Origin of the sequence: Vitiosangium sp. GDMCC 1.1324 (assembly GCF_003044305.1) — a bacterium.
Lineage (GTDB): Bacteria > Myxococcota > Myxococcia > Myxococcales > Myxococcaceae > Archangium.
On record NZ_PZOX01000016.1, the window covers coordinates 168,909 to 185,633 of the forward strand.

10 protein-coding genes are annotated in these 16,725 nt (G+C 68.1%); 9 read left to right on the forward strand and 1 reads right to left on the reverse strand.

Annotated elements, in window-relative coordinates; genetic code table 11:
• The 4 genes from DAT35_RS37455 (at nucleotide 1) to DAT35_RS37470 (ending at nucleotide 5,191) form a co-directional block, all read left to right on the forward strand.
• Nucleotides 1–1,059 (forward strand): trans-acting enoyl reductase family protein, encoded by a 1,059-nt coding sequence (locus DAT35_RS37455; RefSeq protein ID WP_108074069.1) that lies wholly within the window; start codon nucleotides 1–3, stop codon nucleotides 1,057–1,059.
• Between the two features lie 93 nt (nucleotides 1,060–1,152).
• On the forward strand, nucleotides 1,153–3,318 hold the full coding sequence (locus tag DAT35_RS37460) for an FAD-dependent oxidoreductase (RefSeq protein ID WP_108074070.1): 2,166 nt from the start codon (nucleotides 1,153–1,155) through the stop codon (nucleotides 3,316–3,318).
• Nucleotides 3,319–3,323: 5 nt separating this feature from the next.
• Nucleotides 3,324–4,142 (forward strand): hypothetical protein, encoded by an 819-nt coding sequence (locus tag DAT35_RS37465; protein ID WP_146210056.1) that lies wholly within the window; start codon nucleotides 3,324–3,326, stop codon nucleotides 4,140–4,142.
• 11 nt (nucleotides 4,143–4,153) lie between these two features.
• Complete coding sequence (locus tag DAT35_RS37470) at nucleotides 4,154–5,191, forward strand: polyprenyl synthetase family protein (RefSeq protein ID WP_108074072.1); 1,038 nt, start codon at nucleotides 4,154–4,156, stop codon at nucleotides 5,189–5,191.
• A 25-nt stretch (nucleotides 5,192–5,216) separates the two neighbouring features.
• Here DAT35_RS37470 and msrB read toward each other — a convergent pair whose 3' ends face one another.
• On the reverse strand, nucleotides 5,217–5,639 hold the full coding sequence (msrB, locus tag DAT35_RS37475) for a peptide-methionine (R)-S-oxide reductase MsrB (protein ID WP_108074203.1): 423 nt from the start codon (nucleotides 5,637–5,639) through the stop codon (nucleotides 5,217–5,219).
• Between the two features lie 328 nt (nucleotides 5,640–5,967).
• Between msrB and DAT35_RS37480 the strand changes: the two genes are divergently transcribed.
• The 5 genes from DAT35_RS37480 to DAT35_RS37520 all read left to right on the forward strand — a co-directional run bounded on the left by DAT35_RS37480 (nucleotide 5,968) and on the right by DAT35_RS37520 (nucleotide 16,624).
• On the forward strand, nucleotides 5,968–6,381 hold the full coding sequence (locus tag DAT35_RS37480) for a ribosome-binding factor A (protein WP_108074073.1): 414 nt from the start codon (nucleotides 5,968–5,970) through the stop codon (nucleotides 6,379–6,381).
• Nucleotides 6,378–7,535: an RtcB family protein gene (locus DAT35_RS37485; RefSeq protein ID WP_108074074.1), complete on the forward strand. Its 1,158-nt coding sequence runs from the start codon at nucleotides 6,378–6,380 to the stop codon at nucleotides 7,533–7,535. Before DAT35_RS37480 ends, DAT35_RS37485 begins: the two co-directional genes overlap by 4 nt.
• A 1,099-nt stretch (nucleotides 7,536–8,634) precedes the next feature.
• On the forward strand, nucleotides 8,635–10,887 hold the full coding sequence (locus DAT35_RS37495; protein ID WP_158502071.1) for a MopE-related protein: 2,253 nt from the start codon (nucleotides 8,635–8,637) through the stop codon (nucleotides 10,885–10,887).
• Nucleotides 10,888–11,551: 664 nt separating this feature from the next.
• Nucleotides 11,552–11,920, forward strand: a complete 369-nt coding sequence (locus DAT35_RS37505; RefSeq protein ID WP_199243110.1) for a GFA family protein — start codon at nucleotides 11,552–11,554, stop codon at nucleotides 11,918–11,920.
• Nucleotides 11,921–12,556: 636 nt separating this feature from the next.
• On the forward strand, nucleotides 12,557–16,624 hold the full coding sequence (locus DAT35_RS37520) for a protein kinase (protein WP_146210058.1): 4,068 nt from the start codon (nucleotides 12,557–12,559) through the stop codon (nucleotides 16,622–16,624).
• Nucleotides 16,625–16,725: the final 101 nt, after the last annotated feature.

Consider the following 16,725-nt stretch of genomic DNA (forward strand, 5'->3'; position numbering starts at 1 on the left):
ATGCCGAACTCCCATCCCTTTCTCATCTATGGAGCCACGGGCTACTCGGGCCGGCTGCTGGCCCGGGCGGCGAAGGCGCGCGAGCTGCGTCCCATCCTGTGTGGCAGGGACGAGCCCCGGCTCGCGGCCATCGCCTCGGAGCTCGGGCTGGAGTATCGGGTGGCGCGACTGGACCAGGACGTGGACCTGGACGAGGCCCTGCGCGGAATCAACGTCGTCCTGAACACCGCGGGACCGTTCTCCACCACCTTCGGTCCCATGAGCGAGGCCTGCCTGCGCGCGGGGGCTCACTATCTCGACTTCAGTGGTGAGGTCCTGGCCATCGAGGGCGTCTTCCAGCGGGACGCGCGGGCGCGACGGCGCGGGGTGATGCTCATGCCCGGGGTTGGCTTCGACGTCGTCCCGTCGGACTGTCTCGCGCTCCACCTGGCACGCCAGGTACGCGGAGCGCGGCGGCTCGTGCTGGGCATCTCCGGGCTCGAGATCATCTCTCGCGGCTCGTTCCGGACGCTCGCCGAGGGCGCGGGAGAGTCCATTCGCATCCGCCGGAAGGGCCGGATCGTCGGCATCACCCCGGGATCGCTCCAGCGCGAGCTGGACTTCGGAGCGGGGCCGCGCCCGAGCCTCGCCATGAGCTGGGGCGACGTCAGCTCCGCGTACTATTCGACAGGCATTCCAGACATCGAGGTGTATTGCGACGCCATCCCCGCCCTGAGGGTGATGGTGATGGCGAACCGCTGGTTTGGAGGGCTGCTGGCGATGCCCCCGGCTCGCATGTGGCTGGAGCTCCAGGCCCGGGCCCTGCCGGATGGACCCTCGGAGGCGGAGCGCGCCGGGCGCCAGGGCGTCATCTTCGCGGAGGTGGAGGACGCGGCGGGCCGCCGTCTCCGTGGGCGCTTGCGCACCCCGGAGGCATATGGGTTCAGCTGTACCACCGGGCTGACCATCGTCGAGCGCGTGCTCGCGGGAGACGTGGAGGTGGGAGCGCAGACGCCCGCGCGGGTGTATGGCCCGGACTTCGTGCTGTCGTTTCCGGGTGTGAGGCGGGAGGAACTTTGATTGCCCTGGAGTGCAGGTGGCCGTTCGCGCATGGACTGTCGGGGGCCCCGCTGGATTGACAGGCTTTGCGAAGGTCCTCATGTATGTGAGTCGATGAGCAATGAGCGCCCCATCAACGTCGCCATCATTGGAGGTGGTTGCGCTGGCGTCACCGCCGCGTTCGAGCTGACGCGGCCCGAGCACCAGGGCCGCTATCGCGTCACGGTGTACCAGCTCGGCTGGAGGCTGGGAGGCAAGGGCGCCTCGGGGCGGGGATCGGCGGACCGTATCCAGGAGCACGGCCTGCACCTGTGGATGGGATTCTACGAGAACGCCTTCCGGGTGATGCGCGAGTGCTACGCGGAGCTGAAGCGAGATCCCGCGACCTGCCGCATCGCGGACTGGCGCGATGCCTTCACGCCAGACCCCTTCAATGGATTGGCGGACTGGTCGCCTGGCCAGGTCTGGTCTTCCTGGACGGCACGGCTGCCGCCCTTCGAGGGCCTGCCTGGTGATCCTGGCAACGAGGTCCCCCGGTGGACCATCGCGCAATACATGGCGAGGAGCCTGGAGCTGGTGCGCGCGCTGGTGATGACGGTGCAGGAGCCCGCAAGCGAGGCGGCTTCTGGTGCTCAGCGGGCTCCGGCCGGAGTGGGGACTCCGGAAGCGCTACTGGAGTCGATGTCGAGCCTGCTCAAATACGGGCAGTTCGCCACGCTCGCCGTGGTCATCGAGGCCCTGCGGTTGATGGAGCTCGCCCTCGGGACGCTGCGCCGCTACCCGGAGAACCTGCTCCTGCGCTTCCATGATGCGGTGGCGACTGCTTTGCGCGAGCGCTTCGGGAAGCTGGTCGAGACGGACGACAGGCTCCGCCGCCTCTGGGAAATCATCGACATGATGCTGGCGGTCATCCGCGGGGGGCTCCGCTTCCGCCTGATGACGGACCCGAGAGGTTTCGACGCCATCGACGATTACGATTGCCGCGAGTGGCTGCGTCTCAACGGGGCTTCCGAGGGAACCATCAACGGTGCCTTCGTTCGGGCGCTCTACGATCTCACCTTCGCCTATGAGGACGGGGATGTGAGGAGGCCCCGGGTCGCCGCGGGGCAGGGCCTGCGGGGTGCGTTCCGCGCGTTCTTCGCCTACCGGGGGGCCTTCTTCTGGAAGATGCGCTCGGGGATGGGAGACGTGGTGTTCGCTCCCTTCTACGAGGTGTTGAAGCGGCGGGGGGCCCGCTTCGAGTTCTTCCACCGTCTGGAGAACGTGAGGCTGGCGGATTCCTCCCGGCTCGCGGAGGGCGAGCGCCCCTACGTGGAGGCACTCGAGTTCGACGTGCAGGCGGAGGTCGTGGGAGGAGGGGAGTACCAGCCGCTCATCGACGTGCGCGGGCTGCCCTGCTGGCCGGCGGTTCCGGACTACCGGCAGCTCGTGGAGGGCGAGCGGCTGGAGCGGGAGGGGTGGCGGTTCGAATCGCACTGGGACCGGCGCAAGGCGAGGTCTCGGACGTTGCGGGTGGGGCGGGACTTCGACCTCGCCATCCTCGCGGTGGGCGGCGGGGCGATTCCCTACGTCTGCAAGGAATTGCTCGAGCGGGACGCTCGCTGGCGCACCATGGTCCAGCAGGTCAAGACGGTGCCGACCCAGGCCCTTCAGATCTGGATGAGCGCGAGCATGAGCGAGCTCGGCTGGAACGAGCCGCCGATCAACATCTCGGGCTTCGTCGAGCCCTTCGACACCTGGGCGGACATGTCCCATCTGGCCTCGGAGGAGAGCTGGCCCTGGCCACCGGCGTCGATCGCCTATTTCTGCAGCGTGCTGCCGGATGTCCCCGAGGAGGAGCGGGTCCGCCCCGCCTTCCCCGAGGAGCAGCACGAGCGGGTCCGGCGCAACTGCGTCCACTTCCTCCGCGAGGACATCGTCCACCTGTGGCCCCAGGCCCTGGGAGCATCCGGCGATTTCCGATGGGACGTGCTTCTGGATCCCCACGAGCAGCCGGGCGTGGACGGGAGCGGGCAGGGGGAGGCGCGCTTCGCCTCGCAGTATTGGACCGCGAACGTCAATCCCACGGACCGGTACACCCTCACCCTGCCGGGGAGCCTGAAGTTCCGCATCTCGCCGCTCGACAACACCTACGACAACCTCACCGTCGCGGGTGATTGGACGGATTGCGGTTTCAACCAGGGCTGTGTGGAGGCCGCCGTGATGTCGGGACGGCTGGCGGCCCATGCCATCTCGGGCGCTCCGCGGCTCGAGGAGATCGTGGGGTTTGACCACCCGTGAGTTCCATGGATGCTCGTGAGAGGGTGAAGAAGCCGGAGCCGGAGCGCGTGCAGCCCATCCGGAGCTGGGGCGTGGTGTTCGGGTCTCCGGGTGCGGTCCCGCCCCAGGCGCCGCCGGGTACACCCTCTCCTCGAGGGACGGCGCGCCCAGGTACCCCTGTCTCTCAAGGTGTCGAGATGGGGTACCGGGTCATCGAGGAGTATCTGCGCCAGGGGCAGAACGTGGCTCGCGCGATGGGGCTCCCGTTTCCCGGGGGTTCAGGGGGTGCTCCGGCCGATGATGGGCTCCAGAGCCGCATGGGGGCGATGTTCCGGAGCTTCTCGGACTTCGCCAGCCTGTGGATGGACCTGATGGGCAGGGTGGGCGCCGGGGGTGGATTCGCGGTGCCGGGGGCGGGCGTCGCGCCCGCGACGGGGAGGGCGGATCCCTTCCCGGTGAGCGGCCCGGGTGATGCCGGGGCCCCTGTGCCGGTGTCTCCGCGAGCCCCTGCGGCCGTGGAGCCTCCCGTGGCGCCTGAGGCCCAGGTGGCTGTCCCGTTGGGGCTCACGCTCGACATCGAGTCGTCACGGCGCGTCGAGGTCTCGGTCGAGCTTCGTCCGCGCTCCTCGGGTCTGTCGTTGGTGGTTCACGACCTGCGTGCTCCCGAGCCGGACAAGCCGCGCCTCACGGGGGTGAAGCTCGAAGTCCTGCCGGACGAGGAGCGGATGGTCCTCCGCCTCCGGGTGCCCGAGGACCACCCTCCGGGCATCTACAGTGGCCTCATCCTCGATGAGCGGACGAGCCTTCCGCGCGGCACGCTCTGCGTGCGGATTCCTTCGCCGTGACAGGGAGGCCCATGTCCGCCACGGCCCTATCGGAGCATGTCCGGGAGCGGCTCGAGGAGTACGGCACCGCGGCGCGGATGCGCATGCGGCAGTACCTGCGGGACAGACAGTCCCAACATGCGTTCTATGAGCTGGTCTCGGACTATCCCGAGAGGGGAGGCCGGGTGCTTCGCGCCAGCCTCTGCCTCGCCACGGCGCGCGCCTTCGGGGCCCAGCCCGAGGACGCCTTGAACTCGGCCGTGGCGCTCGAGCTGCTCCACAATGCCTTCCTGGTCCACGACGACGTGGAGGACGAGAGCGAGGAGCGGCGGGGCCGTCCGACCCTGCACTTGAGCCACGGGGCGCCCCTGGCCATCAACGTCGGAGACGCTCTGGCCGTCATGAGCCTGCGTCCGCTCATCGACAACGTGGGCACGCTGGGCTCACGGCTCGCCCTGCGCATCCTCGAGGAGGCGGAGCGGATGGCGCGCGAGTCCGTCGAGGGGCAGGCGCTCGAGCTGTGGTGGCGCCAGCATCACGTCATCGACCTGGCAGAGGCCGACTACCTGCGGATGGTCCTGAAGAAGACCTGCTGGTACACCACCATCTACCCGATGCGTGTGGGGATCCTCATCGGCACGCGGGACGGCGTGGAACTGGACCGCTATCTGCACTTCGGTTTCTTCGTCGGCGCTGCCTTTCAGATCCAGGACGATCTGCTGAACCTCGTGGGAGACGCGGCGCGCTACGGCAAGGAGCTCAATGGCGATCTCTGGGAGGGCAAGCGCACGCTGATGCTCATCCACCTGCTCAACGTGATGGAGCCCGATGAGCGGGCCCGGCTCTCCCGGGTGCTCGGAGTGCCGAGAGTGGAGCGGACCCGGGAGGACGTCGGGTGGATCCGCGAGCAGATGGACCGGTATGGGGCGATCGACTACGCGCGGCAGGTGGCGCACGGGCTGGCGGGGGCGGCGCTCCACGAGTTCGCGCTCGCCTTCGCCGACCTGCCCGACTCGCCCGACAAGGACTTCCTCGCGGCGCTGCCCACCTGGGTTCTTGAGCGGACCTGAGGCGGTGCAGCGCGCGCGGTACCGCTCACTTCGTGACGAGCTGGAGGGGCTGACCTTCGGGCAGGTGCTTCATCGCCACCGAGTTCATGCAGTAGCGCAGCCCCGTGGGAGGCGGGCCATCCGGGAAGACGTGTCCCAGGTGGCCATCACACCGGCCGCAGCGCACCTCGGTGCGGAGCATGCCGTGCGAGCGATCCTGGTACTCCGTCACCGCGTCCGGCTGGACGGGCCGGGTGAAGGAGGGCCAGCCGGTGCCGGACTCGAACTTCTCGCCCGACTTGAAGAGGGGGTTGCCACAGCCGGCGCAGACGTATGTACCGGGCTCCTTCGTCCCAAGGAAACAGCCCGTCCAGGGCCGCTCCGTGCCATGCACGCGCAACACCTGGTACTCCTCGGGTGTCAGACGCTTCCGCCATTCCTCGTCGCTGAAGACCAATTTGTCGACCATGCGGCCATCCTGCGTTCCGGCCACCTCGGGAGCAACGGTTTCCGAGGGCCTTCGGACCAGGCGTTGACACATGGGGGCCGTGGGTTCATTTTGTAGGGCTGGCTCGCGCTGATGGACCTCGCGCGGCGGGAGGTGTGCCATGGGACGTGTGCAAAACGGTGTCTCGGGTCTCTCCACGCTGCCGCTCGTGTGACCGGGCGCGTTCCGTTTCCCCGCTAGAACGGACCGCTGACTCCGGCGTCCTCGCGCCGGTGTGGAGCCTCGTCTCTTCCTGATTCATCGCGCCGTGCCCGGCTCCGGGTGCGGCGTGTCGGGAACCGTTCGCTCCATGAGCTCCAAACATCGCCGTACCCGCGCGTCCCACCGGCGCACGGGCTTTGATTCCTTTTCGTCTGAAGAAGCCTCCGTTCCGGCGCGCCACCTGCGCCTCCAGTCCACCCTCTTCGAGGAGGTATCCCTCCTGTTCCGAGGCGAGCTGTCCGACCCGCTGCTCGAGGGCGTCACGGTGACGTCGCTCGAGCTGTCACCGGATGGCCGCAATGCCCGTATCGGTTTCACCCTCCCGCCCGAACGCCAGGAGTCAGGCCCGGCACCGGTGGAGGAGGCCCTCGAGCGCGCGATGGGCTACATCCGCTCGCAGCTCGCGCTCGGCCTGAACCTCAAGCGTGTCCCTCACCTGCGCTTCGTCTGCGTGGGCGTGGCGCCGCGCCTGGCCCCGGGCGGGGAAGGAGACGAGCCATGATGCCTCGTGTCCTCGAGAGCCCGCCGGGAGCCGTCCCCATCCTCGCCTGGGCGCGCGAGGTGCCACCGGGGGCGGTGAAGCAACTCCAGCACATCGCCAGCCAGCCGTACGTGGTGGAGCACGTGGCGGCGATGCCGGACGTCCACGTTGCTCACGGAGTGGCCGTGGGCACAGTCTTCGCCACCGAGCACACCGTTGTCCCGGGCGCGCTGGGGGGAGATCTGGGATGCGGCGTCAGTGCGCACCGCTTCGCCTTCCCGGCGGCGTCACTCGGGCGTGCGGACCTGGAGCGGTTGCTGGCATCCGTGGCGCGGCGGGTGCCGGTGGGAGACGCGGTGCACCGGGGCGCGGGCCTGCCCCTGCCTCCCGCGCTCCAGGCCGTGAGCCTGTCGACCCACCGGCTCCAGAAGGAGTGGGAGCGCCTCGCGCCGAGGCACTTGGCCACGCTCGGGGGAGGCAACCACTTCCTCGAGCTGGACCGGGACGCGGGGGGAGACCTGTGGCTGCTCATCCACTCGGGCTCGCGGGGCGTCGGAGGAGCCATCGCCGCGCACCACCTGCGAGTGGCGGCCGCGCGGGGAGAGGGCTCACTGCCGGGCCTGCGCACCGACACACCCGAGGGAGCCGCGTGCCTGGCGGACATCGCCTGGGCCTGCCACTTCGCCCGAGCCAACCGCGAGGCCCTCGCGGCGCGAGCGGTGGAGGTGCTGGCCGAGGCGCTCGGCTGCGAGCCGGAGCCCGGGGCGAGCGTGGACGTGCACCACAACCACGTGGCGGAGGAGACGCACCTGGGGCGGGTGCTACTCGTGCACCGGAAGGGCGCGGTAGGGCTCGAGGCCGGACAGCGGGGGCTCATCCCCGGCTCGATGGGGACGGCCTCGTACGTAGTGGAGGGGAGGGGAGAGCCGAGGGCCTTCCGCTCGTGCTCGCACGGAGCGGGGAGGGTGCTGACGAGAGGAGAGGCGAGGGCGAGCATCCGCCCGGCGGCGCTGGAGCAGGCGATGCGCCGGGTGGTGTTCGACCGGGGCCGGGTGCATGACCTGGTGGAGGAGGCCCCGGCGGCCTACCGGGACATCATGGACGTGCTGGAGGACGAGGAGGACCTGGTGACACCGGTCCTGCGGGTCACGCCCATCGCCGTACTCAAGGGCTGAGGTGTACGGGGGGCGGGACTCTCAGAGCGTGCTGCATACTCCAACGGAGGTCAGGTCAGCCTTGACCTGCAGAGCCCCTGCTTGATGAAAGGAAGTGGCTATGCGTTTGCGAACATGTTGCGCGCTCATGTTGCTGCTCTCCGCCTGTGCTAGTGCGCCCGCCCCGGAGTTGATGCCAAGGCCCTACGCCTTCGTATCGACTCCCACTTCGGGCCCGCGCATCCGGCTCGTTTCCGCGCCGATGGAGCCTGCGCCGGAACGGTCGCAAATTGGAAAGGCGGATCTGGACAAGGCGAGGGCACTGCTCTCTCGGGCGCGCAAGGACCTGGAGCCGCGTCAGTGGGAACAGTTGGATCGCAAGCTCGCCGCGGCGGAACGGGCCTTCGAGCGCTTCTCCAGAGCCGCGAATACGAGCGGGCAAGCCGCCGAGGTGGTGAGGGGGGGGCGAGGGCTTCGCCCGGGTTGGACGCGCAAGCGAGGCCACTTCAGCGCTCTCCAGGGTGGGCCCGGTGCTCGTGGCCCTCGTCCTGCTCTGGCCCTCCAGCACCGCCGGGCCGGAGCAGGACAGCCGCCCGCCCTGGCTCGACGCTCAACTGGAGTTTGAGGCACGGCTGCGGGACGTCATAGAGCGGTCAAAGTCTGTTGAAGTCAAACATTCTTTGTGGGGGTCGGGGCACGAGCCTGACTGCCTGAGGTGCAGGGGCCTGCCCATTTAACTGATTGCTCGCCTTGTTCCTGAAGCAGGCATGCGCAGCAGGCACTTGGAGTGCCCATTGCGTTCCGTTCGGCAATCACGCTCTCATTCCTGGTGAGTTGCCTCTCTCATCCATCATCCATTGTCGCTACCTCTGATCGAATCGAGCGCCGAGCAGTTCAAGGTGAGCGGGCGGGTGTGTCGATGGTCAGGGTCTCGTGTGGATTCACGCAGCCATTCATGCACCGGGAGAGGCGAATGCATGGATGGTTCTCAGGAGCAAACGTCTTGAAAAAGCAGTACACGCGGGGCTCTTGGCCCTGCTTTCGGTGGTGTGCGGCCATGCTTGCCGTAGTGGCTACGGGCTGTGCTTCGTCGCAATTGGACGAAGATGCTGTCCCGGGTATGACGGTCTCGGCGAAGCAGCAGGCGCTCGTGGCCGTGAACGTACCGGAAACAGTGGTCGCTGGGGCCTACCACTCCCTGGCGTTGCGCAGGACAGGGCAGGTGATGGGATGGGGCCAGAACCAGTACGGACAGCTCGGGCTGGGAAGTGGTGGGGCCTCCGTCGTCGCCACTCCCACGCTGGTGGCGGGGCTCCCCGCAGTGAAGGCTGTCGCTGCTGGTATCGGTCACTCACTCGCCCTGGACCTGGACGGCCAAGTGTGGGCCTGGGGTCAGAACGCCTCCGGACAAATGGGCATGGGCAGCGCCGGTGGCACCGTGACGGTTCCCACGCAGGTTGCGGGGCTCACGGGCATTCAGAGCATCGCGGCCGGTGGCAACTACTCCCTGGCTCTGGATGCGGCTGGTCAGGTATGGGCCTGGGGTCAGAATACCGCTGGACAGGTGGGAACGGGTGCCTCCAGTGCTTTGGTGCCCTCGCCCGTGAGAGTGGCTGGGCTTCCGACCATCCGCGCTATCGCCGCTGGTTTGAACCACGTGCTGGCATTGGACACGGATGGTGGGGTCTGGGCCTGGGGGCAGAACACCTTCGGCCAGGCGGGGACGGGTGCGACCAGCGCCGCCGTGTTGGTTCCCACGCGAGTGGCGAGTCTGCCTCGCGCCAAGGCCATCGCCGCGGGAGCGGGTCACTCGCTGGTGATTGATGCGCAGTTCGGCGAGGTGTGGGCGTGGGGCCAGAATAACTTCGGGCAGACCGGCAGTGGCACCATCAGCACGATGCCCACGCTGGTACCTACCCGGGTGAGTGGTGTGTCCGCCGCCACCTCCATCGTCGCGGGCCATTACTTCTCCATGGCCATCCTGGGGAACAATTCCGTGAAGGCCTGGGGACAAAACACCTACGGTCAGCTCGGCAATGGCACGACGGAGAACAGCGCCGTGTCCGTGGACGTGGCGGGTCTGGGTGATGCGAAGGCGATTGCCTCCGGTGCCCAGCACGTGTTGGTGATGCGCCCGGGTTGTCCGGTGTGGGCCTGGGGCAACAATGGCCAGGGCCAACTCGGCAATGGCACCACCTCCAGCAGCGGGACGATGGTGCAGAGCCTGGTCTTCAATACCTTCTACTTCGATGGAGATGGAGACGGTTTCGGTGACGAGTACGTGACCGAGCTTGCATGTACCCCGTCGACTGGCTTCGTGGCGCAGGTGGACTGCGATGACTACTCGCCGGATACCCATCCTGGGGCGATGGAGGTGTGCAATGGCGTGGACGATAACTGCGACGGGGTTGTGGATGACGGCAACCCGGGTGGCAACCTGGCCTGCTCGACAGGCTTGAAGGGTGTGTGCGCCCCAGGCACGACCGCCTGCTCCAATGGCCACGTGCTCTGTGTTCAGAACCAGCTGGCATCTCCCGAGCGGTGCGACGGGTTGGACAATGACTGCGATGGGGAGAGCGACGAAGACAATCCGGGAGGCCTGCAGGCCTGCTCGATGGGGAAGTCGGGTGTTTGCGACGCTGGCGTGACCTACTGCTCCAGCGGCACCCTCCACTGCGTGCAGACGGTGGCCGCCTCCAGTGAGGTCTGTGACGGGCTGGACAACGATTGCAACGGTCAGGTGGACGAAGGCCTGCCCACGCAGACGTGGTACCGCGACGCGGACGGCGATGGCTATGGAAACCCGAGCGACCCGAGACAGAACTGTCGGCAACCTGCGGGCTACGTCGCGAACGCCCTGGACTGCAACGACGGGAATGCGGCCATCAGGCCCGGGGCGGTGGAGGTGTGTGATCTCGTGGACAACGATTGCGATGCCCAGGTGGATGAGGGCGTGAAGACGACGTTCTACCGGGATGCGGATGCGGATACTTACGGAGTGACGACGTCGACGACGCAGGCCTGCTCGAAGCCCGCTGGCTATACCACGCGCGGAGGTGACTGCAACGACTCCAATTCGAGCATCCATCCTGGAGCCACCGAGGTGTGCGATGGGAAGGACAACGATTGTGACGGTAACGTCGATGAAGGCGTGAAGAAGACGTTCTACCGGGATGCGGATGGGGATACCTACGGGGTCACTGGGACGACGACGCTGGCGTGCTCGAAACCCACTGGGTATGCCACGCGTGGAGGCGATTGCAACGATTCCTATGCTGCCATCCATCCAGGGGCCCCTGAGTCGTGCGGTTATATCGACTATAACTGTGATGGAGATGTTCATCGGTGCCCAGATCCTGATAATGGTCACTGAGCGGCTTTTGAGCGCCCCTTGCTACCATCGGGGGGCGCCAATTCCTGCTCCGACAGCTTGTGCCTGAGCGGCTGCTGGGGTGACAGCACCTCCTGTGACTGCTAACCCCAGACCCAAAGAAGCTCAGTACCTCTGTGACTCGCGCGTGGGGGGGTGATTTCAGCCCCCCACCAGCGGTTCCTGGAGCTGCTGCCCGAGAATGCCCGGGTACTCGCTTTGGCCCACGAGCGGCACCTTGTCGAGGCGGAGGGCTAACGGCGCTGGCCCGCCGCACGTACGAGATGGGCACTGAGCTCGGTGACGTAGGTGTCGTCGAGGGGGGCGTACCCCACGAGCTCACCTTCAGCTGCCCGAGCGGCCGCCGCGGCTGGCTGCGGCGCAGGGGCCAGCGCAGCAGGCGCTCTGGGAGTAACTCTCGGCTGAGGGTCGCACCCTCTCGAGCAGCTCGCGGCAACCGGTCGCCCGCGCAAGGCAGTGGTGCGCCTGGAGCGCGACGTGCAGGCCTCCTTGGGAGGCCTCCTTCACCGTCCAGGGCATGTCGCAAGGCCCTCCTGGCCCACCACCTACCCCGGCCCTCGTCCGCAACAGGACTCCCATCCGGCCTATACTCAACCCTTTCACTCATGAACGTGGGAGACTGGGAAGTCCATTCGGGGGGAGAGCCATGACTGCAACCACCATTCAGTGCCACTGCGGTGCTGTCAGGATCGAGCTCACGGGAGAGCCCCTGGCACAGGGCTACTGTCACTGTGACGACTGCCAGGCAGCGCATGTGGCCGCCTACGTGCCGTTCGCGATGTACCGGATCCCTCAGACCCGGATCGTCTCGGGCTCGCCGGGCCAGTGGAAGCGCAAGACGACGCCGCGCTTCACCTGCCGGGACTGTGGCACGCGCCTCTTCGCGGAGCCGCTGGGCCTGGGGATTCGGGGCGTCAGTGCGCTCCTGCTGCCTCAGGGCATGTTCAAGCCCGCGTTCCACATGCAGTGCCAGTACGCACTGCTGCCCATCCAGGACGAGCTTCCCCACTACTAAGGAGTTCCCGGCCGCGTTCGGCGGCTCCGACGAGCAGATGCCCTGGTAGGGGCTCTTCGCTCAGGGAGCCTGCTCGGGGGCGGCGGCTGGCCCCAGCGCGAGGGCCACATAAGGCCGCGTGGTGGTGTGCCCCTCCTGCAACGCGAAGCGGGCGCATGTAACGGCGGTGCACTTGGTGGAGCGCGTGCTGCCGCGCGTGCCCTACCGGCAGTGGACGCTGTCCTTTCCCCACCGGGTGCGGTGGGTACTGCTGAAGGAGGCGGGACTGCTCTCGGACGTCCTCACTCTCTTCCTGCGCGCGGTTTTCGCATTGCAGCGGCGGAGGGCAAGGCGGCGAGCCGGGCCTGTGAAGAGGCGGTGCAGCCCCTGTGGGCCCCACCGAAAGCCATCAGGTACGCCAGCACCTGGCACCTGCCTCCACACCTCACGCGCGCGAACACGTCCAGCGCGTTTGTCCTGCACAGCAGTCCTGGAGTCCTGCTTTCTCCACGCCATCGAGGTCGCCCTTGAGCAGGGGGCCGGCCTCTGACAGGGCCTCCAGGCAGGCCACCCCGTCACATCCAGGGGAGAGCGCTCTATCTTTCAAGGAGGAGACCGGCTCGGGGCGTGGCCCGGCCGGAAGAGGGGATCGCGGCGATGAGCAAGGAAGTCTCCAGGGCGGACGAGCACGATGGGTTACCCACGAGCCTGGGCCTGTCCTTCTTCGGGGAAGGAGAGTCGGAGGACTCGTTCCTGAAGGAGGTGCTCCAGGTGGAGCGTGCCCCTCGGCTACCCGTCCCCGGGGAGCGGCTCGGAGGCTCGGACGGTCGCCGGTACACCGTGCTCGGCTGGATGGGCGGGGGCGGGATGGGGCAGGTCTTCCGCGCGCGGGACGAGGTGCTGGGCCGCGAGGTGGCGCTCAAGTTCCTCGTGGCCCGTCAGGGACTCGAAGGCGCCGTCCTGAGCGAGGCGCGGGCGGTGGCTCTGCTGAACCACGAGAACATCGTCCGCATCTTCGACGTGGCCGAGTGGCGGGGCACTCCCGGAGGGCGGGGCATCCCCTTCCTGGTAATGGAGTGCCTGGAGGGTGAGTCGCTCGCCGCGTTGCTGAAGCGGGAGTCACTGCAGGTCGAGCGCGCGTTGGAGATTCTGGATGGCATCGCCGCGGGCCTGTCGCACGCGCACGAGCGCCACCTGGTACACAGGGATCTCAAGCCCGCCAATGTCTTCCTCACCCGACAGGGGACGGTGAAGCTGCTGGACTTCGGCCTGTCACACCTCACCCCGTCCTGCGTGGCCCGGAGACTGGAGCTGGCCATGGCGGGGACGCCGGCCTACATGGCGCCGGAGCAGTGGCGGGGCGAGCCCCAGGACGCGCGCACCGACATCTGGGCGGTCGGAGTCATGCTCCACGAGATGCTCACCGGCAGGTTGCCCCATCCGAGCGCCACCCTTGAGGAGCTGCGCGCATGGGTCACCTCCGACGAGCCCGTACCCCCGGTGCGCGCGCGCCGGCCCGAGGTGCCCCAGGAGGTGGAGGCGCTGCTGTCCACCGCGCTGGCCAGGGACCCGGTCCGGCGCTTCCGCACGGCGCTGGAGCTGCGCGCGGAACTGCACGAGCTGAGGGCACGGCTCCGGCCTGGACGCGAAACCCCCCGGACCTCCCAGCGCCACCAGTTGACGCTGATGGTGTTCCTGCTCACGGGGCTCACCGAGGGCGCCTCGTCGCTCGACGCGGAGGACGTGGACGAGGTGGCGCTGGCCTTCCACGAGAAGAGCGCGGAGATCATCGGACAGCATGGGGGCCTCGTGGCTCTGTCCATGGGAGGTGAGGTGCTCGCGTGCTTCGGCTGTCCCCAGAGGCGAGAGGCTGACGCGGAGCGCGCGGTACGTGCGGGGCTCCAGCTCACCCGGGAGCTGCGGGACACCCTCCAACGCAAGCTGCCGCACCTGCCCCTCTCCGGCCTCTCCGTGCGAGGGGGTATCCACACCGAGTGGGTCACCGTGCGAGTGCCGGAGATGGGCTCGCCAGGCGGCGGAAGGCTGGCCATCCAGGGCGACGCCCCGAGGGTGGCCGAGTGGCTCGCGCGACAGGCCGGGCCCGGGGACGTGTTCCTCGGGGAGACGACGTGGAAGCTCGTGCGCGGGGCCTTCCTCACCGAGTCGTTCGGGCTCCGCGTTTTCGAGGGGCTCTCGGGGAGCCTGAGCCTGGAGGCCCACCGCGTGCGGGGCGAACGGAGGATGACCTCCCGGTTCGACCAGTCCCTCGTGACGGGGCGCCTCTTGCCGCTGGTGGGGCGGGAGCCCGAGCTGGCGCGGCTCCTGGATCTCTGGGAGCGGGCGTGGCGCGGGCAGGGTTCCTTCGTCCTGGTGAGCGGCGAGGCGGGGATCGGCAAGTCGCGCCTCATCGAGGAGCTGTGCGAGCGCGTGGCTCCGGAGTCGGCACTGCTGCTGCGCGTGCAGTGTTGGTTCCGATTCAGCACCCATGCCTTGCACCCGGCCAGCGCGATCCTCCAGGAGGTGGTCCGTTTCAGCCCGGAAGAGTCTCCGCCCCAGCGCCTGCGGAAGTTGGAGGCGCGGCTCCGGGAGATGGGGTTGTCCACGGAGGACACGCATCTGATGGGCCAGTTCCTGTCCCTGCCCATGCCCGAGGATTCTCCGGTGCAACAGCTCACGCCCGAGCGGCGCAAGCAGCGCATCTTCGAGGCGCTGGCGCGCATCCTCCTGCAAAGGAACTGTAGTGAGGCGCCAGTGTTGCTGGTCGTGGAGGACCTGCACTGGGCCGACTCCAACCAACTGGAGTTCCTCGGCTTCTTCCTGGAGTGCATCGAGCAGGGGCGGATCCTCGTCATTTTGAGCACCCGCCCGGAGCTGCGGCCGGACTGGCCTCGGCGGCCCTGGTTCCACCCGCTCACGTTGGAGCGGCTGCGGGCTGGACTTGCCGCGACCCTGGTGAAGGAGGCGGCCCGGGGCCACGCGCTGTCGGAGGAGACAGTCCAACGGCTGGTGAGTAGGACGGACGGTATTCCCCTCTTCATCGAGGAGATGACGCGCATGGTGCTGGAGGGCGGGGCGGAGGACTCCATCCCGGTCACCCTGCACGAGCTGTTGCTGGCGAGGCTGGACCTGTTGCCCTTGCGCCAGCGGGCACTGGCCCAGCTTTGCGCGGTGGTGGGGCGCAACTTCCCGAGGGCGCTGATCGCCGCGCTGATGGACCTGGAGGATGCCGTGCTGGAGCGCGAGTTGGCCGGGCTGGTGGCGGCGGGTCTGCTCCAGGAGGAGGCGGGAGCGGATGGTGCGGAGCCCGGGTTCCGGTTCCGGCACGCGCTCATCCAGGACGCGGCCTATCAGTCTCTGTCCCGGAGCACGCGGAGGCAGCACCACCAACGCATCGCGCGAATCCTGGAGGAACGCTTTGCCCACCTGGTGACGATGAAGCCGGAGATGCTCGCGCACCACTACACGGAAGCGGGGGATGTCGAGCCAGCCGTCCACAACTGGTTGCGGGCCGGGCTGCTCGCCAACCAGCGCTGGGCCATTCAGGAGGCGGTGAATCATCTCACGCTGGCGCTGAAGCTGCTGCCTGGACTGTCCGGGGAACGGCAGCGCCTCCATGCGGAGCTTCGGATATTGAGTGCCCTGAGCCTGCCCATGGCCCACCTGCATGGCTACGGCTCGCCCCGGTTGGCGCAAATGCTCTCCCGGCTCCGCGAGCTCTTCCTCGAAGTGGGCGATGCATTGCCACAAACGGACCTGTGGTGCTGGGGAATCTTCGCCTACTCCTATGCGCGGTTGGATTTTCCCTTGACGTTGAGCCTGGTGGAGCGGCTCATGGATCAGGGAGCGCGTCATCACAATCAGGAACTGCTCTCCGTGGGGCACCGGCAGATGGCCAACGTCCTTTTGCTCACGGGGCGGCTCCAGGGGGCCATGGAGCGGATTGATCGCGCCATGACGTGCGCGCGGCTCCATCTGAGGTCGCACCGGCGGCTCGCCACTCCGCAGTGGACCGATCCAGAGGCAACGGCGCTGGGCCTCGCCAGCATCATCTACACGGTGGCGGGCCGTATCGAGGAAGCACAGGCTTTCGGCCGGAGCGCTCTCAAGTTGGCGGGGCGTATCCATCACGTCGACACCACGGCCTATGCGCTGACATACACCGCCATTGCCTGTCAGCTCCGCCGCGAGCCGGGTGAGGTCCTGCGGTGGGCGGACCAGGCGCTCGCGCTCGCTTGCGAGAACAGCTACTGGCTCTGGCGCTCGTGGTCCACGCTGGTCCGGGGTTGGGCGCTGTCGGAGTTAGGCCATCCCCGCGAGGGCCTCGCCATCGTGGAGCAGGAAATCTGGAGCCGCAGGGAGCGGGGCATCCTGGTCGGGGTGCCGCACTACTACGGCATGCTCGCGGAGATCCATCTGAAGCTGGGTTACCTCGGGGAGGGGCTGGACGCGACGCGCAAGGCGCTGGCGGAGCTGAAGGCCACGGGCGAGTGCGCCTACGAGTCCGAGCTGCACCGCCTGTATGGGGAACTGCTGCGGGCGGGCGAGAGGGAGTGCGAGGCGATGCCTCACTTCCTCCGTGCCATCGCGGTGGCCCGCCACCAGGGGGCCAGGCTCTTCGAGTTGCGCGCGACGGTGGACCTGGGCCGCTTGCCGCGGGCGCTCCTGCGAGCACTCCAGGTCGGCGGACCGGGACTGGCGTCCCAGCTACCCTCTGCCGAACCTTGAGCCTGGAGGGCTTCGCTTCAGCACGTTCCACGAATGCGCACCGCATGGGAAATCCGGGAGGAGCTCGAAGCGCGCTTCGTGCAGCGGGTGGCCCGGCTGGC